The 23,041-nt window shown below is 49.0% G+C and carries 21 protein-coding genes and 1 riboswitch; of the genes, 5 read left to right on the top strand and 16 right to left on the bottom strand.

Annotated features, from left to right (window positions below; genetic code table 11):
• Positions 1–4 precede the first annotated feature (4 nt).
• From DW915_RS02140 to DW915_RS02125, 4 genes are read right to left on the bottom strand one after another with little or no spacing between them, the layout of a single operon-like run.
• On the bottom strand, positions 5–1,204 hold the full coding sequence (locus DW915_RS02140) for a ribonuclease E/G (RefSeq protein ID WP_117508950.1): 1,200 nt from the start codon (positions 1,202–1,204) through the stop codon (positions 5–7).
• On the bottom strand, positions 1,197–1,904 hold the full coding sequence (locus DW915_RS02135; RefSeq protein WP_117508951.1) for a TIGR03936 family radical SAM-associated protein: 708 nt from the start codon (positions 1,902–1,904) through the stop codon (positions 1,197–1,199). Before DW915_RS02135 ends, DW915_RS02140 begins: the two co-directional genes overlap by 8 nt.
• The gene (locus DW915_RS02130) at positions 1,888–3,753 is read right to left on the bottom strand and encodes a TIGR03960 family B12-binding radical SAM protein (protein ID WP_118741468.1); all 1,866 of its coding nucleotides are present in this window, start codon (positions 3,751–3,753) and stop codon (positions 1,888–1,890) included. Before DW915_RS02130 ends, DW915_RS02135 begins: the two co-directional genes overlap by 17 nt.
• Positions 3,754–3,778: 25 nt before the next feature.
• Positions 3,779–4,825 (bottom strand): M42 family metallopeptidase, encoded by a 1,047-nt coding sequence (locus tag DW915_RS02125; protein ID WP_117509152.1) that lies wholly within the window; start codon positions 4,823–4,825, stop codon positions 3,779–3,781.
• Positions 4,826–5,119: 294 nt separating this feature from the next.
• Here DW915_RS02125 and DW915_RS02120 point away from each other — a divergent pair, with 294 nt between their 5' ends.
• Entirely contained in the window at positions 5,120–5,995 is an 876-nt protein-coding gene (locus DW915_RS02120) for a YitT family protein (protein ID WP_117508953.1), read from the top strand.
• Positions 5,996–6,075: 80 nt separating this feature from the next.
• Here the strand turns inward: DW915_RS02120 and DW915_RS02115 are convergent, their stop codons facing one another.
• Together DW915_RS02115 and DW915_RS02110 are read right to left on the bottom strand one after the other, a co-directional pair.
• Positions 6,076–6,663, bottom strand: a complete 588-nt coding sequence (locus DW915_RS02115; RefSeq protein WP_118741467.1) for a 50S ribosomal protein L25 — start codon at positions 6,661–6,663, stop codon at positions 6,076–6,078.
• 230 nt (positions 6,664–6,893) lie between these two features.
• A complete protein-coding gene (locus DW915_RS02110) occupies positions 6,894–7,895 on the bottom strand; it encodes a DnaJ C-terminal domain-containing protein (protein WP_118741542.1) in 1,002 nt (333 codons plus the stop codon).
• 217 nt (positions 7,896–8,112) lie between these two features.
• On the opposite strand from DW915_RS02110, the gene DW915_RS02105 reads away from it, so the two are divergent.
• The 3 genes from DW915_RS02105 (at position 8,113) to DW915_RS02095 (ending at position 11,395) form a co-directional block, all read left to right on the top strand.
• The gene (locus tag DW915_RS02105; protein WP_117804985.1) at positions 8,113–9,315 is read left to right on the top strand and encodes an iron-containing alcohol dehydrogenase; all 1,203 of its coding nucleotides are present in this window, start codon (positions 8,113–8,115) and stop codon (positions 9,313–9,315) included.
• 85 nt (positions 9,316–9,400) lie between these two features.
• On the top strand, positions 9,401–9,880 hold the full coding sequence (locus tag DW915_RS02100; RefSeq protein WP_055267883.1) for a DUF6465 family protein: 480 nt from the start codon (positions 9,401–9,403) through the stop codon (positions 9,878–9,880).
• Between the two features lie 129 nt (positions 9,881–10,009).
• The gene (locus DW915_RS02095; RefSeq protein ID WP_118741466.1) at positions 10,010–11,395 is read left to right on the top strand and encodes an MATE family efflux transporter; all 1,386 of its coding nucleotides are present in this window, start codon (positions 10,010–10,012) and stop codon (positions 11,393–11,395) included.
• 82 nt (positions 11,396–11,477) lie between these two features.
• On the opposite strand, the gene DW915_RS02090 is transcribed toward DW915_RS02095, so the two are convergent.
• The 8 genes from DW915_RS02090 to DW915_RS02055 form a co-directional block, all read right to left on the bottom strand.
• Entirely contained in the window at positions 11,478–12,251 is a 774-nt protein-coding gene (locus DW915_RS02090) for a histidinol-phosphatase (protein WP_055217914.1), read from the bottom strand.
• 27 nt (positions 12,252–12,278) lie between these two features.
• Positions 12,279–13,136 (bottom strand): transporter substrate-binding domain-containing protein, encoded by an 858-nt coding sequence (locus DW915_RS02085; RefSeq protein WP_117804988.1) that lies wholly within the window; start codon positions 13,134–13,136, stop codon positions 12,279–12,281.
• A 122-nt stretch (positions 13,137–13,258) separates the two neighbouring features.
• Positions 13,259–14,002: an amino acid ABC transporter ATP-binding protein gene (locus DW915_RS02080; protein WP_118741465.1), complete on the bottom strand. Its 744-nt coding sequence runs from the start codon at positions 14,000–14,002 to the stop codon at positions 13,259–13,261.
• 3 nt (positions 14,003–14,005) lie between these two features.
• Entirely contained in the window at positions 14,006–14,680 is a 675-nt protein-coding gene (locus DW915_RS02075; protein WP_022462789.1) for an amino acid ABC transporter permease, read from the bottom strand.
• A 202-nt stretch (positions 14,681–14,882) separates the two neighbouring features.
• A complete protein-coding gene (eno, locus tag DW915_RS02070; protein WP_055217920.1) occupies positions 14,883–16,184 on the bottom strand; it encodes a phosphopyruvate hydratase in 1,302 nt (433 codons plus the stop codon).
• Positions 16,185–16,507: 323 nt separating this feature from the next.
• The gene (locus DW915_RS02065) at positions 16,508–17,080 is read right to left on the bottom strand and encodes an aminotransferase class V-fold PLP-dependent enzyme (protein WP_334294915.1); all 573 of its coding nucleotides are present in this window, start codon (positions 17,078–17,080) and stop codon (positions 16,508–16,510) included.
• A gap of 165 nt (positions 17,081–17,245) precedes the next feature.
• Positions 17,246–18,568: a sodium-dependent transporter gene (locus tag DW915_RS02060; RefSeq protein ID WP_118741464.1), complete on the bottom strand. Its 1,323-nt coding sequence runs from the start codon at positions 18,566–18,568 to the stop codon at positions 17,246–17,248.
• Between the two features lie 88 nt (positions 18,569–18,656).
• Positions 18,657–19,496 carry a helix-turn-helix domain-containing protein gene (locus DW915_RS02055; protein WP_118741463.1) on the bottom strand — a complete coding sequence of 280 codons (840 nt, stop codon included), beginning with the start codon at positions 19,494–19,496 and terminating at the stop codon, positions 18,657–18,659.
• Between the two features lie 231 nt (positions 19,497–19,727).
• Between DW915_RS02055 and arfA the strand changes: the two genes are divergently transcribed.
• Positions 19,728–21,227, top strand: a complete 1,500-nt coding sequence (gene arfA, locus DW915_RS02050) for an arabinosylfuranosidase ArfA (RefSeq protein ID WP_118741462.1) — start codon at positions 19,728–19,730, stop codon at positions 21,225–21,227.
• Positions 21,228–21,398: 171 nt separating this feature from the next.
• Here arfA and DW915_RS02045 read toward each other — a convergent pair whose 3' ends face one another.
• Together DW915_RS02045 and DW915_RS02040 are read right to left on the bottom strand one after the other, a co-directional pair.
• On the bottom strand, positions 21,399–22,001 hold the full coding sequence (locus DW915_RS02045) for a folate family ECF transporter S component (RefSeq protein ID WP_118741461.1): 603 nt from the start codon (positions 21,999–22,001) through the stop codon (positions 21,399–21,401).
• Between the two features lie 67 nt (positions 22,002–22,068).
• Positions 22,069–22,168: riboswitch (THF riboswitch) on the bottom strand.
• A 101-nt stretch (positions 22,169–22,269) separates the two neighbouring features.
• The gene (locus tag DW915_RS02040; protein WP_118741460.1) at positions 22,270–22,938 is read right to left on the bottom strand and encodes a DUF6198 family protein; all 669 of its coding nucleotides are present in this window, start codon (positions 22,936–22,938) and stop codon (positions 22,270–22,272) included.
• Positions 22,939–23,041 lie beyond the last annotated feature (103 nt).

Here is a 23,041-nt window from a genome sequence, read left to right as displayed (position 1 = left end):
ACTGTCATTTCATCTGTTCTGCCAGCGGCCGGCGGATTTTCTTTCTCGTCAGTTCCACGAGATGAAGCGCCGTCATATCCACAACTTTGGTCGGAACGGGATCTTCCCGCACAAGACCCTGCAGGAAGCCGAGAAGGCGCTCCTCCTGCTCTTTTTCCGGCATGTTGATAAAGTCAACCAGGATCAGACCGGAAATCCCGCGCAGGCGGATCTGGCGGGCGATTTCGCGGGCTGCCTCCTGGTTTACGCTGTACAGAAACGTATTTTTCCGTCCGCCGAGCTGCTTTCCGCTGTTCACATCGATCGCGGTCAGCGCTTCGGTCGGTTCGATCACGAGGAATCCGCCGGAAGGCAGATCCACACGTTTGTCGAGTGCCTGTTTTACGTGATTTTCGAGATTTTCTTTCTTTGTCAGTGTGGTAAGCTGATCCTCATACCAGGTCAGGCGGCAGTCGTGAAAATCATGGCGCTCCAGATATTCTCTGCAGATCTCATACGTTTCTCTGTCATCTGTCACAAGTTCTGAAACTGACGGTGCATACCGTTTGACGAGCTCCGGCACGGCATCTGACGCCCGATACAGGCAGGAGTACAGGCTCCGCATCGTTCCATACTGGACAATCCGCGCGAGTTTTTCGGACAGCTCGAGATATTCCTGCCGGATCTCTTCTTCCGAAGCATCAGCGGATGCGGTGCGGAAGATCACGCCAAACGGAAGGCTTCCGCCGGAAAGCTCTGGAAACATCCGGCTTCCCAGTTCTTTTAACCGTTTTTTCTGCTCCGGCAGAAGGCGTCCCGAGCATGAGATTTCCGGCTTTCCATAATAGAGCGCCAGGGCACTTCCCGAAAGAGAAAGTTCTGCTGTCGCCGACGGAAGCTTCGTTTTCTGCGCTTCCCGCTGGATCTGCACGACAATTTCATCTCCGACATGCAGTTCCGTTCCCGGTGCTTTTTTCAGAAGATACCCTTCTTTTACACGGGACAGATCAAGAAAACAGCTCTGCTGCTCCGCAAACGAGACAAATGCCCCGCGGATCCCGGGCGCCAGTTTTTCCACCCGGCCGACATAGATATTGCCAAGCAGCGTTTCCTTCTCCCTGCAGAGGGCCGTCAGTTCGACCGGTTTTTCTCCTTCCACCAGCGTGTGTACCAGGTAATCTTTTCCCTCCCACGGCAGATGGGCAATGACAACTCGTTTACTCAACTTCTTCTCCTAATGCTTCCAGCGGAACCAGCTTTCGCTCTTCTTCCGTTCCGATGTCTGCGTAAACTTCCTCGCGCAGAATCGTGTATGCAAACGGCGGCAGTTCAACCCCGCACCATTTGCAGAACGCTTCCATCACGAGCTCCGGTTTCAGGTTCGAAACACTTCCGGTGGAGAGCTGCATCCAGACACCACTTTTCTTTGCTTTCATATCGTAAATCCATGGGCGGATATCGGTCAGCTTTTCGCTTCGTTTTGTCTTTCGCATGATCTCAATCTGCGGAAGTGCAAAAAACACCGGTACTTTCGTTTCCAGATCGATCTCCGGCATTTTTCCCTCGCGGAACTGCACGAGATAATCGGCTCCTGCTACGAGAGACATTGCCTTGCTTGCTTTTCCATCCGGCACATGGCGGGCGGAAAGCACTTCCATTCCCTCAACCATCGTCGCATTCAGACGTTTTACAATCTCGTCGGTTTTCATATCTTCCGCGAGCACCATATCGAAATATTCACCGGTGCTGCTGATGCCGACACCGAGCGGAGAAGCAAACGACAGCAGCATGTGCGGGCTGAAGCCCTCGGAATAAGCGATCGGAAGTTCTGCACGGCGGATTGCTTTCTGGAAGTAACGCATCACATCCAGATGACCCACAAATTTCATCACACCTGTTTTGGCAAACTTAATTCTGATTTTCATAGCAGACACCTCCTCCGAATGATTTTGCTCCGCAGCCGGAACACTGCATCTTACAGTTCGGGGTAACGGTTTCTTTCTGTGCCCGCTCCCATTCGCGGATCAGGAATTTTTTCGTCACGCCGATATCAAGGAAATCCCACGGAAGGATCTCATCGGTGCTGCGCTCACGGCAGGCATAGAACGAAACGTCAATGCCGGTCTCTGCAAACGCTTCTTCCCAGGCATCTTTCCGGAAATACTCGGACCAGGCATCGAAAATAGCACCTTTTCTGTACGCTTTTTCAATAACTTCGGCACATTTCCGGTCACCGCGTGCAAGGAATCCCTCCAGAAGGGAAATATCTGCCTCATGATAAATGTAACGGATGCTCTTCTGATTCAGCTGTGCGCGGACCTCTGCCTTTACAATCGCCGCTTTGTCAAGAAACTCCCTCTCCGTGTTCATCGGTGCCCACTGGAACGGGGTGAACGGCTTCGGGATAAAGAACGAGGAGCTTGCCGTAATCTGGCATTTTCCGTTTCTCTGGTCTTTCGGAATCTCATAGTAACGCTCTGCGATCTTTTCCGCCAGATGCGCAATTCCTTTGATATCATCCTCGGTCTCGGTCGGAAGGCCCAGCATGAAATACAGTTTTACTTTATTCCAGCCGCCCTCAAACGCTTTTCCGGCTCCGTCGAGAATGACTTCCTCGGTCAGACCTTTATTAATAACATTCCGCATCCGCTGGCTTCCCGCCTCCGGTGCGAAGGTCAGGCTGCTCTTTTTGATATCCTGTACCTTGCTCATGACATCGAGGGAAAATGCGTCGATTCGAAGAGACGGAAGGGAAATATTGACACCTTTTTCCGGGCAGCTGTCGATCAGATAGTTGACAAGCTCCGGAAGATGGCTGTAATCACTCGAGCTCAAAGAACTCAACGAAATCTCATCGTGGCCGGTATTGCGCAGCATATGGGTCGCAAGTTCTTTTAACTTCTCCACATCGCGCTCTCTTGTCGGACGGTACACCATACCCGCCTGGCAAAAACGGCAGCCGCGGATACAGCCGCGCTGGATCTCCAGAACGACACGGTCCTGTGTTGCCTTGATAAACGGCACGACCGGTTTCTCCGGATACGTTGCCTCGGTCATATCCATGACGAGCTGTTTTTTGATCTTTTCCGGTGCTTCCGGAATGGACGGCGTAAAGGCTGCAACGGTTCCGTCCTCGTGGTACGTTACTTTATAGAACTGCGGTACGTAAATGCCCGGGATCTGGCATGCCTTTTTCAGAAAATCCAGACGGGTTCCGCCGTTCTTTTTATTTTCCAGATACGTGTCGAAAAGCTGGTCATACACAACCTCACCCTCTCCGATGTAAAACAGATCGAAGAACGGAGCGATCGGCTCCGGATTGTACGTACACGGGCCGCCGCCGATAACGATCGGGTCCTCGTCGGTACGCTCCACCGCATGCAGCGGGATTCCGGCAAGGTCGAGCGCCTGCAGAACGTTCGTATAACACATCTCATACTGCAGGGTGATAAACAGGAAATCCTCGTTTTTCACCGGCTCCTGGGATTCCAGGCCGAACAGCGGAATGCTCTGTTCCCGCATCACGCGGTCCAGATCCGGCCATGGGGAATAGACACGCTCACACCACATGTCCTCACGTTTGTTAAACATATCGTACAGGATCTGGATGCCAAGGTGGGACATACCGATCTCATACACATCCGGGAACAGGAATGCGCCGCGCAGGGCTACTTTCTCTTTGTCTTTTACGACACTGTTGAATTCATTTCCAATGTATCGCGCAGGCTGCTCAATCTGGAGCAGCACTTCTTCTGGCAATGCTAATTTTCTCATGCAATTCTCTCACTTGTTCTTATTTTTATTTGTCCAGATACGCCGCAAGCAGTTCCAGCGTATTCTTCACGCCGTCCACATGGCTTCTCTCATATCCATGGGATGCGTACACACCGGCGCCGATCAGGGCATGGCGTGCGTCTGCGCCGCCGCGGAGCGTTGCCTCCACGTCAGAGCCGTAGTGCGGGTAAACATCCGCCGCATAGTCGATTCCGTTTGCTTTTGCTGCCGCAATCAGCTCGCCGGTAAAATCGTAGCTGTAAGGGCCGCCGCTGTCTTTGACGCAGATGGATACCTGATGCTCTTTACACTCCAGTCCGTCGCCGACACAGCCCATATCAACAGAAAGGATATCCGTCACACCCTCCGGCACGGAAGCAGATCCGCCGTGGCCGACTTCTTCGTACACGGTGATGTGCTGATAAACCGGACGGGACGGTGTGATATTTTCTTCTTTTAAATACTTCGCATAGCCGAGCAGGATTGCAACGCTCAGTTTATCATCGAGAAAACGGCTCTTGATGTATCCCTTCTCGGTGATGCGGGTTCTCGTCTCAAAGCAGACGATATCACCGGTCTCGATGCCGAGCGCTTTTGTCTCCTCTTTGGAGAAGACCATCTCATCCAGAACGACCTCCATATTGTCGTAGGTGCGGTCCTGCTGGTCGTAGGAACCGTTGACATGGATCGACGGGTTGTTCATCTGGAAGCAGCCCTCGTACCGTTTTCCGTCTCTTGTGATGACAACGCAGTTTTCCGTCTCCGCATTGTTCGGATTCATACCGCCGAGCGCGGTGAGACGAAGACGGCCGTTTCCTTTCACTTCCGCTACCATGCCGCCGAGCGTATCGGTATGTGTCTCCACAAGGACACCGCCGTTTCCTTCACAGCCTTTGGCAAGCTGCACCAGAAGGCCGCCCTTTGTGGTGATCACCGGCGCATAGCCCATCGCTTCGTACTCTGCTTTCAGCCATGCAATGGCATCTTTCGTGTAGCCGGTCGGGCTGTCGATGGAGAGCAGTTTTTTCAGTTTCTCTGTTATAAAATCAACATAAACCTTTGTATTTTTCATGTTTCTTCCTCCATTTTTGTTTCTGTTTTTTCTTCTTTTTTCGAAACATTTTGAAACAGAAACTGCAGATTTTTTTCTTTCCGAAAAAAGATCCTGCCCTTCATCATACCACAGAAATAAATTGGATACAACCATCGGAAAACGGAAAAATGGAAATAAGGAAAATGTAACTGGACAAACTACCCTATGCCATGCTATGTTTGAAGAGGGGGATACATTATTAGCTGTTATTCAAAAAAGTTTCTTCTATAATAAAATAAAGGTCGCCTCAAATTCAAATAAAGGAGCAAAAAAATGGACACAAAAGAACAGGCATCGCAGCCTGCATTACAAACGTTAAAAGAATATGCTGTCATTACCGCAGCTGTTCTGATCATGGACATTGGAATTTATGTTTTTAAATTCCCTAATAATTTTTCTTTCGGCGGTGTATCCGGTATGGCCGTTGTCATCTGCCGGTTTCTTCCGTTCACTGCCTCACAGATCAACCTTTTTATCAACCTGCTGCTTCTGCTGGTTGGTTTTGCTGTGCTGGGGCGGAACTTCGGCGTCAAGACAGCCTACGTGACCGTGCTTTCCTCGGTTCTTCTGAACATTTTTGAAAAGCTGTTTCCGATGGCACATCCGCTTACCGATGAGATCATGCTGGAGCTCTGCTTTGCCATTATTCTTCCGGCACTGGCGGCAGCACTGCTGTTTTTTGAGAATGCCTCCGGCGGCGGCACAGACATCATCGCCATGATTATTAAAAAATATTCTACAATGAATATTTCCACTGCCCTGCTGGTGACCGACCTCATCGTTGTCATCCTTGCTTTCCTGATTTTCGATACCTTAACCGGACTTTGTTCGGTTCTCGGTCTGATGGCGAAAACACTGCTGATTGACAAAACGATTGAGCGGATGAAGCTGAATAAATTTTTTACGATTATCTCCAACAATCCGCAGCCGATCTGCGATTTCATCACAAAGGATCTCAATCACAGCGCAACCCTTTACGACGCCGTCGGCGCTTACTCCGACCAGCAGCGGACAGTCATTCTCACGGTTGTGGATGTCAAGCAGGCCGTCTATCTTCAGAGGTTTATTCATGATACCGAGCCGACCGCGTTTATTGCGATCACAAAGAGCAGCGAAATTATCGGAAAAGGCTTCATGAGTTATGTCTGATCGATTCAAACCATATTTTTCACGCAAAAAATCCGAAGGTTTTTGACGCCTTCGGATTTCTTTGTATGTGCTTATTCTGTTTATTTCTCTTCTGCTTCTTCGGTATCTTCTGCCGGTGCTTCTACGTTGTGGGAAGCCATCAGACTTACGACAATGGATTCCGGATTGGTCTTTATGGTGATATCCGGGTCAGCGGCCAGGGACAGATCTTTGACGCGGATGACATCACCAATCTTCATCTCTCCGACATCGACCATTACCTGATCGACCAGGGATGCCGGGTATGCCATGTAGGCAACCTCGTTCAGATCCTCCTGCAGAACGCCTTCTGCGATCTTTTCATGGTTTACAAGGACAATCTCTGCAACGGAATGAACTTTCTCGTTGCTGACCAGTGCCTGGAACTCGATCGAATCGATCTGTCCGGCTACCGGGTTATAATCAACATTTTTGATCAGGACATCGTATACGGTTCCGTCAACATCCAGCATAATCTGGCTGCCTTTGTGGTCTGTCTTCAGCAGTTTCTCGACATCTCTTTTTACCATCTTAACTGGAATGGATTCTTTCATCTCTCTGCCGAATACATTGCCGACAACGTATCCTTCTCTTCTAAGTCTTTTTGCTTTTACATCCAAACTTCTCTTTTCAGCTTTTAAAGTATTCATTTACCTTTTCCTCCAAAAATCTGATTCTTAGCAGGCTTCTTATCTTGTGAAGGGTGTTAAGTTTGCTTTGCCTTGTGGCTATGAATAAGTTTCTTGGAACAGGATGTTTGGGAACATGCAAGGAAGAATTGGTTTCTTGTTGATTCCTTTTCTTTGTTCTAGGTGTAATATAATACCACAAACACGATTTGTCAACCCGGATTTTCCGATTTCACAGTTTCTTCACATTTTCAGCACGCTTCCTTATATTCCATCAGTTTCTGGCGTGCTGTGCGGTTCAGACTGCGCGGTACAGCAATCTCAATCGTCGCATAATGATCACCGTGCACGTTCGCATCCTTCATCGATACCATGCCCTTGCCGCGCAGACGGAGCTTACTGCCGGACTGTGTTCCTTCCTTGATTTTGCAGACCACATCTCCGTACAGTGTCGAGACACGCGCTTCGCCGCCAAAGACTGCCGTTGTGTATGGAATCTGAATCGTCGTGTAGACGTCCATTCCGCGCCGTTCAAAACCTTTCTTTTCTTCTACATTGACCTTCAAAAGCAGATCGCCGCGGCGGCCGTTTGATCCTGTATGGCCTTTGCCGCGCAGACGGATGCTCTTTCCGCTCTCGATACCGGCCGGGATTTTAACCAGCAGCGTATTGGTCGTTCCATCCGGGTTCCGCAGGGTAATCTGTTTTTCACAGCCCGATGCCGCTTCTTCCAGGCGGATCGAAACCTCAGCGTGCAGATCGAGATCCTCTGCCGTACCGCGGCCGGAAAATGCATCTTCAAACGGATGTCTGCTACTTCCCGAACGCGTATACCGCTCGCTTCCGAATCCACGGCTTTTGCCATGAAACATCTGATCAAAGAAATCGCCGAACATATCGTCCGCGTTTCCTTCAAAGTGAAATTCGTGATAGCCGCCGTTGTTTCCGCTTCCGCCGAACGGGTTTCCATACGCACTGCCGTACGGATTTCCACCGCCCTGCTGGCTGTACGCGCCGGCTCCCTGGTCGAACGCCGCGAATCCGAACTGATCGTACATTTTCTTCTTTTCCGGATCGCTTAAGACAGAATACGCTTCTGTCACTTCCTTAAATTTCTTTTCCGCATCCGGGTTTCCCGCATTCGTATCGGGATGATATTTTTTCGCCAGTTTCCGGTATGCACGCTTGATTTCTTTCTCGTCTGCATTCCGGCTGACGCCTAATACTTCATAATAATCTCTTTTTGTTTCCATCATCAGGCACCTCCAGTCAAGCCTTTTCCTGATTTCCCAGGTGAACAATTCCTGGCTCTTTTTGTCTGTTCTATTTGTACTATAACACGTATTTTTCACGCTGTCAATTCTTTTCACGGAAGATTCAAAATTCCTATACGAATTGAAAAACCTGCCGTGCACTGTTACAATAAGAGATATACGATTCTCACGATTTTTTTATGGAGGTACTTGATTGATGCATTCCATTTTCTGGTTCCGCACCCGGCAGTGGGTGTTGAGCCGCGTTCTTCATCTGACAGAGCATAAGAAACAGACACTCCTTGCAGCACCGGATGCCGTTCTGCTGCTCCCCGCGTTATTCCGGAAACGCCGGATCTCCCGGATTCTCCTGGTGACTACCCCCGGCTTTGTCCGCCGCGGAACACTGACGTCTCTGCTGGATGGCTGTAAAAAAGAAAACATTTCCGTCACCATTTTCTCCGAAATCGCCCCGGATCCGCAGATTGAGAGCGTGGAACAGGGTTTCCGTCTTTATCAGCAGATTCAGGCGCAGGCTATCCTCGCCATCGGCGGCGGATCCGTTCTCGATGCAGCAAAGCTGATCGGTGCCCGCGTCTGCTGTCCGAAAAAGACGGTTCCTGCGATGCGGGGCCTCCTGAAAGTCCGTCGGAAACTTCCGCCGCTGTTTGCCGTGCCGACGACAGCCGGAACCGGTTCGGAGGCAACGGCGGCAGCTGTCATCACAGACTGTATCGACGGGAAACCATACAAATACGCCGTCAATGACCTCTGTCTGATCCCGGATACGGCAGTTCTCGATCCGCGTCTTACGATCAGCCTCCCGTCCTCTATGACCGCAGATACCGGTATGGATGCCCTGACCCATGCCATGGAAGCTTTTCTGAACCTCTTCGCCTCCCGCAGCGTGCAGAATGCATCCATCGAGGCAGTCTGCGAAAATTTCCATGCCCTGCCCGAAGCCTGGCGTGACGGCTCCCGTCTTGCCGCACGGCAGGAAATGCTTCATGCATCGTATCTGGCCGGTTTCGCTTTTACCAACAACTTTGTCGGCTACGTCCATGCCATTGCCCACGCCGTCGGTGCACTGTACCACATTCCGCACGGAAGAGCCAACGCGGTTCTGCTGCCTGCTGTTCTGCGCGAATACGGTTCCTGCATTGCGCCTAAACTTGCCGTTCTCGCCGATGCGCTTTCTCTCGGCGGAGATACCGTTTCTGAAAAGGCTGAGCGGATGATTGCAGCTATCGAGGCTATGCGCGATTCGTTTGACATTCCATCCACTCTGCCACACCTTTCGCCGAATGATTACACAGAAATAGCACGCCGTGCTTTAAAAGAAGCAAATCCCACCTACCCTGTTCCGCAGATCTGGGATTCTGAAAAAATCTTTTCTGTGCTCCGCCGTGTACAATCCTAAAGCCGCTGTTTTCTCGAATTTAAATTTGACAGAACGCAAAAAACATGGTAATTTATTAGAGATATCGCATAGAGGAGTGAATAAAATGAATAAAAGAACCATGAAAAAAATGGCCAAAGCGAAACAGCAGGCTGCAGAAGCTGCAAAAACAGCGGAAACCGTTGTAAAGACAGCGGCACCGGCAAAAGAAGTAAAACCAACGACTGAAAAAACCTTACATACAGAAGCAGCAGAAGGAAAAGCAGAAGCTGCAAAAGAGCCGAAAAAAGCAACCAAAAAAGAAACCGTTAAAAAAACAGTAAAAAAGGAGACCACGGAAACCATGGCAGAAGCAACCAAAACCCCACGTAAAATGACAAAAGTATCTGATACCGTTCTTGAGATCTTCGAGACAAAAGTATCTATGAAAGACCTCGAAGCAGTCATCAAAAAAGAAGTAAAAGCAAACGGATTAAAAGGCGAGATCAAAATCTACCTGAACGCAGAGCAGAGAGCCGCTTACTACACCGTAGACGGACAGGGATCTGACGATTTCAAAGTAGATCTGACCACTCTTGCTGAATAATTTTTCTGTCAGCTGATCTATCAGAACAGACCAAAAGCGGCATGTCCGAAACAAAGTCTTCCGGATTTTGTTTCGGGCATGTTTTTTGCTGTCTGTTCCCAAACCAAAAAAACGACAAGGTATTTTTCTATGAAAACTGTAAACCATCTCGGAACCGACCCGATCGGAAAACTGGTTCCCCGTATTGCTTTTCCGAGCATGCTGGCACAGTTCGTGAGTGTTCTGTACAGCATTGTAGACCGTATGTACATCGGCCACATTGCCTCTGTCGGTGATCTGGCGCTCGCGGGTGTCGGCGTCTGCGGTCCCATTCTCACCATGATCGGCGCGTTCTCCTCCCTCATCGGGGTCGGCGGCGCACCGCTGCTCGGCATCCGGCTCGGAGAGAAAAATGAAAAAGAGGCATCCCGCATCCTGGCTAATGCGTTTCTGATGCTTGTTTCCCTATCCCTCGTTCTGACAGCCGCGGCGCTTTTTTTAACCCGCCCGATGCTGATGGCATTCGGAGCCAGCACCGTTACGTATCCTTACGCCAGAGCCTATTTTATGATCTACGTTTCCGGCTCTGTGTTTGCGCTTTTATCGACCGGCCTGAACCAGTTTGTGATCTGCCAGGGCTTTGCCAGTGAGGGAATGAAATCTGTTCTGCTAGGCGCCGTCCTGAATCTGCTGCTGGACCCTGTGTTTATCTTCGTTCTGCATCTCGGCGTGCGCGGCGCGGCAATTGCAACCGTGCTCTCCCAGATCGCAAGCTGTCTGTATGTGCTGCATATTCTGTTCGGAAAGACGATTCCGATCCGCATCACCTTCGGCGGGTATTCATTTGCGATCATGAAACGCATTCTGACAGTCGGTTTTACTCCGTTTCTAATCATTGCCATCGACAATGTGATGATCATTGCGATGAACGCCGTCCTGCAGCGGTATGCACCCGCCGGACAGGGAGACAGCTTCATCACCTGTGCAACGATCGTTCAGAGCTTTATGCTGATTATTACGATGCCGCTCGGCGGAATCAGCGGCGGAACGCAGTCAATCCTCGCATACAATTATGGAGCTGGAAATTCCAGGCGTATTCTTAAGGCACAGAAAACCATCATCGCACTCTGTGCCGGATTTACGACCTTGATGTTCCTCGTCTCCAATGCCGCCGGAACGCTGTTTGCGCAGCTTTTTACTTCCGATCCGCAGATCGTCTCGATGGTGGTCCGCGCGATCCATATTTCGACACTCTCAGTCATTCCGCTCGGCATTCAGTACGAGATTGTAGACGGCTTTACTGCAATGGGCCGCGTGCGCTATTCGTTTGCACTCTCCTTCTTCCGGAAATTCGTCTACTTTACCGCTCTGTTTCTTCTGCCGCGGTTCTTTGCACTGGAAAACATCTTCTACGTGGAACCTATTTCCGACCTGATCGGGCCGGTTGTCTCAATGATCGTTTACTGGACTTCGATTCAGAAGATTCTGAAACAGCGGGAAGAGGCGGTACGGCTGATGCACACAAAAAAAGCATAAAAAATCTCATATCAAAAAAGCTGTTCTTTTCCGCGGAGTTTTCAAAACTCTCACCAGAAAAGAACAGCTTTTTCTGCTTCTGTTAAAATGTCTTCGGCATCGGAACGGTTTCCTGTACTTTCAGACCGTATTTTGCTGCCAGCTGCAGTGCCTTCTGTTCCGTCTCCGGATTCCAGACGGCTTTCGGCGTATGGGCATCACAGCCGAAAACGGCGGTGTTTCCTTCTTCGCCGGCGATCTTCCAGAACTTCTCGTTCGGATACCATCTTTCTTCCATCAGACCAAGGAAATTGATCTCCAGCGGAATGTTTCTCTTTTTCACCTCACGGCAGAGTCTCCGGTATTCCCGGTCGAACACTGCTTCGTCGCCGTTGAATAAAAAGAGATCCGGGTGTGCCAGATACAGGTATTTTCCGGTATCAATGCCTGCCAGGCACTGGTCCACATACTGTTTCAGGTAGCTTCCGTCTGTTGTTCCATGGCCGCTGTAGAGAATCTTTTCGATCTCATTTCCCAGGCTGTGCTGGCCAAGCACAAAGTACTCAAACGGATAGTCCGACAAAAAATCAATCAGCTGATCCCAGAATCTCGGGAAATACTCTGTTTCGAGTCCGAGATGGATTTCAATATCCTTGTCATACTCTTTTTTCAATGCCAGCACGGTGTCTACATAGCCTTCCACCTGATCGAGCCGCATCCGCATGCCGGAATCGTAGCCGTCCGGGAACGGATAAGGCGAATGGTCGGAAAAACCGAGAATTTTAAGGCCGCCCTCAATCGCGCGCTCCACATACTCCCGCTCCGTTCCGTCCGCATGGCGGCACCGCCATGTATGGGTATGGTAATTTGCAATCATGATCTGTAACCTTCTTTATTTTGTATCTTATTCTGCTGCTTCTTTGGAGATATCCGTTCCAAAATATTTTTCCGAAAGCTCTGTCAGTGTTCCGTCTTCTGCGAGCTCGCCAAGTGCTTTGTTGACTGCCTCAAGCAGCGTCTTGGTCTCATCGCCTTTTTTCATCGGAATACCGACTTTTGTGGATTCCGGATCGAGACATGCAATTTTGATCTCTGCATCCGGGTGTGCTTTCATATAATCGTAATACGTTACCTCTGCGTTCAGAGTTGCATCGATACGGCCGCTTAAGAGAAGCTCGAAAGTCTGCTCCAGATCGTCAACACCGGTAACGGCTGCGCCATATTTCTCGGCAACTTCTGCATACGTACTGGAAATGGTGTTCGCGGTGCTCTTTCCGTCGAGATCCTCCATGGACTGGATTTCATCGTTAGCAGAGTTTACGATAACAGCGGTGCGGTTGTATGCGTATGGGTCGGAAAAGCTGTATTTCTCAGCGCGCTCCTCTGTGATATCTACGCCGTTTACCATGATATCGTACCGGCCGGAATCGATTCCTGCAAGAAGGCCATCCCACTCACCCTCTACAAAGGTTGCTTTCACGCCGAGTTTCTCTGCGATCTGCTGTGCCACTTCTACGTCATAGCCGACCAGGTTGTCGTCCTCATCGTGATACGTCCACGGTGCCCAGGTCCCTTCCATTGCCACAACGATCTCACCCTTGCTCTGGATCTGCTCTAAAAGATCCCCAGACGCACTTGCGGAAGATGCTGATGAAGAGGAAGAAGCACTGCTGTTATCTGCCGTGCTGTTTCCACATCCGGTCAGTAAAAAGGATGATGTCAGGATACCTGCCAGAAATACTGCTGCCATTTTCTTTTTCATAATATTCGCCACTCCTTTTTTGTTTTGTTCTGGAAGAAGCTGCCTTTGCTTCTTCTGTTTTCTTTATTGCAAACTGTCCGGATTCCGTGCTCCGGACAGGATTTGCCGCTTTACGGGATACCTTACTCGTAATGCTGTTCAATATTCTGCAAAAATGCTCTCGTCCGCTCTTCCCGCGGATTTGCGAAAAATTCCTTCGACGGACCTTCCTCAACGACAACGCCGTTTTCCATAAAGACAACTTTGTTCGAAACGTTTCTTGCAAAGCCCATCTCATGCGTGACAACGAGCATCGTCATTCCCTCTTTGGCAAGCTGACGCATAACACCAAGCACCTCGCCGGTCAGCTCCGGGTCGAGTGCTGAGGTCGGCTCATCAAAATAGATAATTTCCGGATCGGTTGCCAGTGCACGGGCGATTGCCACCCTCTGCTGCTGTCCGCCGGAAAGCTGATGCGGATAGTAGTCCGCACGGTCCAGCATGCCTACTTTTTCAAGCGCTGCACGCGCTTTTTCCTCCGCCCTGGTTTTTGGCATTTTTCTGCCGATGATCAGGCCCTCGGTTACGTTATGAAGGGCTGTTTTGTTCAGGAACAGGTTATAGTTCTGAAATACAAATGCGGTTTTCTGACGGATCGCCGCGATATCTTTTTTGCTGATGTTGTGGAACGGATATTCTTTCCCGTCAAAAATCAGGCTGCCGCCGTCCGCATGCTCCAGAAAGTTGACACAGCGCAGCATGGTTGTTTTTCCCGAACCGCTCGGGCCGAGAATTGCGACAACATCGCCCTGGTTTACTTTTAAATCTACACCTTTTAACACTTCCAGGCTGCCGAACGCTTTCTTTAATCCTTTGATTTCCAGCATGGCTTATTCCCCTTTTTTCTGATATGTACTCAGTTTCTTCTCTCCGATTCCCTGCAGCTTCGTGAGCACGGTGGAGAACAGCAGGTAGATCAGTCCTACTTCAATATACAGTGCCAGCGGCTCATGGGTGCGCGCTACAATCCGCTGCGTTACCATAAACATCTCCGTTACGGTGATATTTGCGGCAAGGGAAGTATCCTTTACCATGGCGATCAGAGAGTTGGAAAGCGGCGGGAACGCGGTGCGCATCGCCTGCGGAAGGATAATTCTCCGCATGATCTGCAGATACGACATGCCGACACAGTAGCCGGCTTCGAGCTGGCCTGCCGGAACGGCTTCCAGGGCCGCACGCATCGTCTCGGCACTGTAGGCGCCCTCATTCAGGGAAAAGACGAGAACTGCCGCCGGAAACGGATCGATCAGAATACCGGCGCGCGGAAGTCCGTAAAACACAACGAAAAGCTGGACCAGAAGCGGGGTTCCGCGGAAAATCCAGATATAGAAACGTGCAATCTGACGAAGGCCTTTAATGTTTGCAAACTGTACCATAGCCATTGCCGTCGCAATTACAAGTGCAATGGAAAACGAGATTACAGTAAGCGGAATCGTCACCTTAAGGCCCGGCAGAAAGATTTTCCAGAAAGAATCCAGAAGAATATTCCATAATCTTTCGCTCATTTCGATATATCCCCCTTATTTTACATTTTCCTAGATAGGATAACACTTCAAGTCCGCTTCAAGTCAAGTGTTTTTTCATATACCCCCCGCATGCAAGAATCCCCGGGAAACACGTTTTTCAACGGCCCCGGGGACTCTTATTTATGGTTGGTTTTAAGAGGAAGGATCTTGTCTTTTTTTATGGTATTATGTTATTTACTGCTTAGTCCTGTGTCACATTAAATGCTCTTGCACCAGGGTATACAGCGGCCGTTCCAAGTTCTTCTTCGATTCGGAGAAGCTGGTTGTATTTTGCAACACGCTCGGTACGGCTCGGTGCACCGGTCTTGATCTGGCAGGTATTGAGGGCAACAGCCAGGTCTGCGATGGTGGTATCCTCGGTCTCACCGGAACGGTGGGAGGAAATTGCGGTGTAGCCTGCTTTGTGAGCCATTTTGATTGCCTCAAGGGTCTCAGATACAGAACCGATCTGGTTCAGTTTGATCAGGATGGAATTTCCGCAGCCAAGGGAGATACCTTTTGCCAGACGCTCAGTATTGGTTACAAACAGGTCGTCACCGACAAGCTGTACTTTTCCGCCAAGCTCTGCGGTCAGCTCTTTCCAGCCTTCCCAGTCTTCTTCATCCAGAGCATCCTCGATGGAGATGATCGGGTATTTCTCTACCAGTGCTTTCCAGTGAGCGATCAGCTCTTTGGAAGTAAATACAGTGCCGGCTTTCGGCAGTTTGTATTCACCCTTGGTACCTGTCTTCCACTCGGAGGAAGCAGCATCCATCGCGATCTTGAAGTCTCTGCCTGGCTCGTAGCCTGCTTTTTTCACGGCCTCAAGAATGGTCTCGATGGCTTCTTCATCGGATTTCAGAGCCGGTGCAAAACCGCCTTCATCTCCAACCGATGTTGCCAGTCCGCGCTCTTTTAAGATGGCAGCCAGTGCATGGAATACCTCAGCGCACCATCTTAAGCACTCTTTGAAAGAAGATGCTCCAACCGGCATGATCATGAACTCCTGTACATCCAGGCCGGAAGAAAGTGCGTGGCATCCGCCGTTGATGATGTTCATCATCGGAACCGGCAGACGATTTCCGGAAACGCCGCCGAAGAAGCGATACAGCGGAATCTCAAGTGCGTTTGCTGCTGCTCTTGCGCAGGCAATGGATACAGCCAGAATGGCATTTGCACCCAGGCGGGATTTATCTTTTGTTCCATCCGCATCAATCATAGCTTTATCTACAGCGTAGGTATCGGATGCATCCATACCTTTTAAGGTATCGTTGATGACGGTGTTGATGTTTTCTACTGCTTTCTGCACACCTTTTCCAAGGTATCTTGCTTTATCTCCATCTCGTAATTCCAGTGCCTCAAACTCACCGGTAGATGCGCCGCTTGGTGCCATGCCGCGCCCTACAACACCCCCTGCAAGAACAACCTCAGCTTCTACGGTTGGGTTTCCTCTGGAATCCAGAATTTCTCTTCCTTTTACTTCCTCAATTTTCAGGCTCTTCACTTTTCGTGTGCTCCTTTCTCGTTTGTTTCTGGAGTTTCCCGCCTGCGAAGTGTCCAGGATCCGCAGACGGAAGATAACAATGATTGATTCGCTTTGGTTAGTCTTTACTAACTATAATTCATTATAACTAATTTATTAAAAATTGCAAGTGGGTAAAATGATACTTTTTCTCAGAAATGCAAAAAGTTTTTCAATTCCGGACGCAGATTGTGCTCCGTCAAAATTTCGTTATAAAATCCTTTACTCTCCATAGCCCATTCTCCTTCTGATTGTGGATACACTTTCGATCAGTGCATCAATCTCTTCCGGTGTATTATAAAACATCATATCGTAAACGAAACGATGCCCGTGTGGTTGGCCGGATCTTTGGAACCGAGGATATGAACGTACGGCAGCGCGCCGAGTCCTTCCATAGCACGTTGCGTCAGTTCCAGCTCTTTTTTCTGGATATAATCAAATCCTTTTTCCTGCAGATACCGGATCACTGCGGCCAGCCCCACCGCACCGGCTGCATTTACCGTTCCCGCCTCAAATTTCTGCGGAACCGGTGCAAAAACGGCTCCGTCGCGGTGAACGGAATCGATCATCTCGCCTCCGGTTAAAAACGGCGGCATTTTTTCCAGCAGTTCCCGTTTTCCATACAGACAGCCGATTCCCATCGGACCCATCAGCTTATGGCCGGAAAAGGCGAGAAAATCTGCATCCAGCGCCTGTACGTCGACCGGCATATGCGGAACGCTCTGGGCGCCGTCCACAACGACAACGGTTCCCACGCGGTGCGCCATCTCCGTGATTTTCTGGAGCGGATTCACGCAGCCGAGCACATTCGATACCTGCGCAACAGCCACAAGACGTGTTCTCTCATTAATGCCCTTTTGGAGCTCCTCATCGGTCAGCTCGCCCTCACTGGTACATTCCAGATAATGGATTTTCGCCTCCGATTGTAGACCTTTTCTCCGAGTATTTCAATCGGATTTATATGTTTGAAAAATTTTATCAAAAAACGCGCCTGTCGTGCGGAAAAAAATCCGGCGACAGGCGCGTTTTCTATCAACATCGTTTCAGCCGATTCCGCCCAGCACGATTCCGAGAATCAGAACCAGCACACAGATCGGCACGTAGATATATTTGCAGATCGGATAATACAGATCCGTGAATTTGCTGCTTCTTCCCTTGTCTACCTGGGACTGCACATACTTCTTTCCGCAGATCCAGAAGAACATGACTCCGGCAAGGCCGGCGCCGAGCGGGCAAATGTAGATCGACAGAACATCCATCCACTGGGATACAATGCCCTGGATCAGAAGAGATACGACCACACCGATAACCCCAATCACACCGCAGGCTGCTACTCTTCCGAGATGAAATTTTTCCTGTACCGTTGCAATCGGTGCTTCGTACAGGTTAATCAGAGAGGTAAGGCCGGCAAAAAAGACAGCGACAAAGAAAACAATTGCGATCAGCGCGCCACCCGGCATAGACTTCATCAAATTCGGAAGGAAAATGAACAGAAGTCCAGGTCCTCCTGTATTTAACTGTGCTCCCGTAGTTGCCATCGCCGGGATAATAACCAGCGCAGCAAGCATAGCAGCGAGCGTATCAAAAAATGCTACTCTTCCGGCGGCGGCCGGAATATTTTCTCCATCTGACAAATAGGAACCATAGATCAGTGTTCCGTTTCCGGCTACAGACAGGGAAAAGAATGCCTGACCAAGCGCAAAAATCCAGGTCTTCGGATCTGCAAGTGCTTTTGGTTCCACACGAAAAATATAACGGTATCCATCCGCTGCACCGGGCTGAAAGGCAACATAGATACCAAGTGCAACAAACAGAAGAAAGAAAACAGGCATCAGCACCTTATTGACCTTCTCAATTCCCTTACCAACACCAAATGCCAGAATGACCATCGCAACCACAAGAGCTACGATCTGCCAGAAATTGTTTCCAAACGCAGATGCCATGGATTCAAACGCTCCGGCAAAATCCTCTACGCTCACAGCTGACAGTGTCTTTCCGGTAAAGGTTCCGATCATGTACCTGAAAATCCACCCCATGACAATCGTATAACCGATCGCCATTGCCAGGGAACCCAGCACCGGAATCAGACCAAGCGCCTCTCCGGCTTTTCGTTTTCCTTTCGTTTCACATGCAAAACCGAACGCATCAACCGGACCGGATCTTGTGGCACGGCCAAAACTCATCTCTCCGCTCACACCGGTAAAGCCGATCAGTGCAACGAACAGGAAATACGGAATCAGAAAGGAACCTCCTCCGTACAAGGAAACCCGGGTAGGGAACATCCAGATGTTGCCCATTCCAACTGCAGAGCCGATGCAGGCCAGGATAAATCCCCACCGACTGTTAAATGACTCTCTCTTTTTCATACTGCTCTCCCTTTTTCTTACTTTTTCTGAAGATATCATGGCCAAAGTACCTTTTGACTCCAACATCTTCTGAATATTTTAGCATAAGCTATTGGGAAAAGCTATAGCATTTCTCATCTTCCTGCAACTTCACTTTATATTTTATGCTTTTTCCGCCTTGCTGCTGCCATTCCCGCGGAGAACATCCGCAGTGGCGTTTGAAATAGCGGCTGAAATGAGACAGATTGGAAAAACCGCAGATTTCCGCGGTCTGTCCGATGGAAAGTGCCTGATTTGTCAAAAGATTTTTCGCCTTGTCGAGCCGTACTTCAATCAGATCGCTGTGCGGGGTGCTGCTGAAAAACTGTTTATAATAAGAATAAAACTGGCTTTTTTCCATATTTGCCATCTGGCAAAGCTTTTCTGTCGTCCAGTCTTTCTCATAATGGCTCAACATCTTAAGGCGCAGATCCTGGAATTCCTGATACAGTCCGGCCGGCTCCTCTGCCGCTTTCTGGTACAGCCGCATACCGCGCGATGCCGTAATCATCATCTGACGAACCAGTGCTTCCCCATATTCCACTGCGTATGGATCTTTCACAATGTATTCCCTCTGCAAAAGGCGAATCAACTCATCAATTGCTTCCGTGTTCTGTGGATAAAAAACAGCATTCTGCGGAATTCCATACGTTTCACCCAGATTCTCACTGCACCAGAAATGGACATAGCTGTTGCGAAACTTCTGAACAGCCTGATAATGCTGCTCGTGATCCGGCGTGTAAAAAAGGCAGGCATTTACCTGTGAAATGAAAAACGCAGTTCTGTCATACACCTTCATCGGCGTTTTAAACAACAGAAACAGATAGTCCCCGCTGCCCTCCGGCCGATATATCGTCTCATAATCGGCGTTGGATCTATTATATTCACAAATATGAACTGAAAATTCCATTCTTCTCGTTTCCCCTTTTCTTTTCTTCTCCCTATTTTACCGCAAAACCGGAAAAAAAGTCAAATTTGCCGGACAAAAATCTCTGGTTTTTTTCTATCTTCCTGCTAAAATTGAAACTATCCAAAGCGAAAGCGAAACGGTGGAATAAAATCATAGACACGCCGGTAATCCTTTGTTTTTCTGGATCGTGTCTGAAAACGAACATTTCTTTTAACAGGAGGATTTTTAAGTATGAAAAAAGCAGAGATTATCATTGACAAATATTTTCTCACCGGAAAAGTTGACAAACGAATCTTCGGTTCCTTTATCGAGCACCTGGGACGCGCCGTTTACGAAGGCATCTATCAGGAAGGAAGTGCTCTCTCCGACGAGCAGGGCTTCCGAAAAGATACCCTGGATCTTGTCAAAGAGCTTCAGGTACCGATCGTCCGTTACCCGGGCGGAAACTTTGTCTCGGGCTATCACTGGGAAGACAGCGTAGGTCCGAAAGACAAACGGCCTGCAAAACCGGATCTTGCCTGGGGCGTGATTGAGACAAACGAATTCGGTCTGAATGAGTTTGCGGACTGGTCAAAAAAAGCCGGCAGTGATATTATGATGGCCGTTAACCTCGGAACCCGCGGACCGGAGGATGCCAAAAATGTGCTGGAGTACTGCAACTTCAAGGGCGGCACCTACTACAGTGATCTGAGAAAATCCCACGGTTACAAAGATCCACACAACATCAAACTCTGGTGCCTCGGCAACGAGATGGACGGACCGTGGCAGATGGGACATAAGACCGCTTCTGAGTACGGACGTATTGCAGCAGAGACTTCCCGTCTGATGAAATTCATGGATCCGACGATTGAAACTGTTGCCTGCGGAAGCTCCAATCTTACGATGCCAACCTTCGGTTCCTGGGAATATACGGTTCTGGACGAATGCTATGATGAGGTGGATTACCTTTCTTTACACCAGTACTACGGAAATTATGCAAATGATACTGTCGATTTCCTGGCAAGCTCCAAGGGCATGGATGATTTCATCTCCGGTGTAGTTGCGATCTGTGATGCAGTCAAAGCGAAAAAACACGGCAAAAAGCAGATTAACCTTTCCTTCGATGAGTGGAACGTATGGTATCACAGCAATGAGCAGGATCAGAAGCTGGAGAAATGGGTACGCGCACCGCATCAGCTTGAGGATGTTTACAACTTTGAGGATGCACTTCTCGTCGGAAGCATGCTGATCACACTCCTGCGCCACGCAGACCGTGTCAAGATTGCCTGCCTCGCACAGCTTGTCAACGTGATTGCTCCGATCATGACATCGGATACCGGCGCATGGCGTCAGACCATCTTCTATCCATACATGCATGCCAGCGTATACGGTCGTGGAACCGTCTTAAATACACAGGTTCTGACTCCGGTTTACGAGAGCAAGACATACGGCGAGGCTCCGTATCTTGATTCTGTCTGCATCTGGGATGAGGAAAACGATGCGCTGACCATCTTTGCAGTTAATAAGAGTCTTGATGAAGATATGGAAGTCTCCTGCGATCTGCGTCAGTTCGAAGGATATCATCTGGCGGAGCACATTGTGCTGACAAACGATGATCTGAAAGCAGTCAACACAGAAGCCAATCCAAACCACGTTGCTCCGACCCTTTCGACTGCTACAAGACTGGAAAGCGGAAAAATGCATACCGTTCTTGGGAAACACAGCTGGAATGTAATTCGTCTTATGAAGTAAGTTAAAAAGAACTGCGGCAGGATTCCCGTAGTGGGATCTCCTGCCGCAGTTCTTTTTCGCTTTTTTTCCGACAAAACCCATCCGCTTCCTTTTTTGTTCTGGCGGACAGTTCTTTTTCCTGCAGATCGGTACAATATACCGTTTTAATCGTTTCAATTTTTTTGAATCTTTTTATCTCTGTGCCTGTGCAGCGGTTCTTGCATGGAACATACGGAATACACCGGTCTGCTCGATCAGTTTCGTCAGGCTATAGAAAATGATGGAATCAATCGGCCACATGATCAGGTTCTTTAAAGCACGAGCCGGAAGAAGTACCATGATTCCTTTTCCGTATAACATGCTGATCCAAAGAGTATTCAATAATACGTTAACAATCAGCATAACAATAAACTTGGCCAAAAGCACACGTTTGATGGTCAGCTTTTTACGATAGAAGAAGCATCCGTACAGGAAGGATGCCAGCATCGCATTAAACGTGAATCCGAAAAAGAACGGGCCGTTTGGTTTCAGGAAATATTTCACGATATCGAGAATACCGGAAAAAAGACATCCTGTTACCGGTCCGAACAGGTAATCCACGAGGCGGTTCGGAATTCCGGAGAATCCGATACGAACGTACGGTCCGATATCAATCGACGCTACCTGGTTCAGGATCATAGCCAGTGCAGCAAACATAGCACAGGCGGCAAGGGTGGGGACTGCTTTCAGCTCTTTTGCTGACTGCAGAAACATGTTTTTTGTTTCTTTTGTTGTTTCATTTGTGTTTTTTTGCATAAAAAAATTACCTCCTTTACAGATATCTGACTACAATAGGAGATAATCTCTTGTCTCTATCTTCTGTTGCAGCGAGATGCAATTCATATACCGCAAGATTTTCTCTTTTCGTCTCCCTGGCTACTCTCTATCCTGGGAGCACTTTACGCATATGAACTTACTCTGCAGTTGTTTTTGTCCTGCTTATTATATAGTAAAATCCCCTTGGTTTCAAGAGGATTTTACATTTTTTTCCAGGAATTTTGCAGAAAAAATGACACATATTCTTTTACGGTCTTTCCGGCGAAAGAACGGAGACAAAAACAAACTTTCTATCCAGCAGTTTTCCCATCAGCGCAATGCCTTTTCCCATCGTAAAAGCGGCTGCCACCGTTCCGATTCCAAGGCCTTCGATTCTTCCAAGTCCGAAGAAGGTGAGCAATGCTGTTACCGTAAGGCAGGTTACGTCAAAGCCGATTTTAATTCTGGAATACGGCACTTTCGTGATATCAGATACTTCACGCGGGAACAGATCCGTCGGGACAATCGGGAGCTTACAACGGTTTGAAAGCGCAATACCGAAACAGAGGATCAGATAGCTCAGCACAAAATACAGCACACACAGCGGCAGATTTACCGGAAGACGTGTAATCCAGAGCTCGTGAAGATCCATCAGTTCTCCAAACACAAAGCCGACCACAAAACTGAACAGGTAAGTGGGGACGAATTTTTTCCGCATAAGCATCAGCGTACAGACGAGCAGTCCCTGGAAAATATACGTCCACGTTCCAAGCGTAAGCTGCGGCATCACCTTCTGGAACGCATACGGCACACTCGAAATCGCCGAAATCCCGGACCCGGAATGTAGCATCAAAAGAACGCCGAGACTGTTCAGGACGACAACCATCAAAAGTGCCAGTTCTCCGCGCATGACTGTTTTTTCTGTTTCGTTTTTCATAATAACTTTTCCTCGACTTCTCTTTTGATTCCATACATCCCCCACACCTGCCGCCAGGGATTCCGGAGATGTACTTTTTAACCAAGGGAATATTATATACGAT

Origin of the sequence: Blautia sp. AM42-2 (assembly GCF_003480245.1) — a bacterium.
GTDB classification, from domain to species: Bacteria; Bacillota; Clostridia; order Lachnospirales; family Lachnospiraceae; genus Fusicatenibacter; species Fusicatenibacter saccharivorans.
The sequence above is the reverse complement of the archived record's forward strand: the minus strand, read 5'-3'. Positions and strand labels throughout refer to the sequence as shown.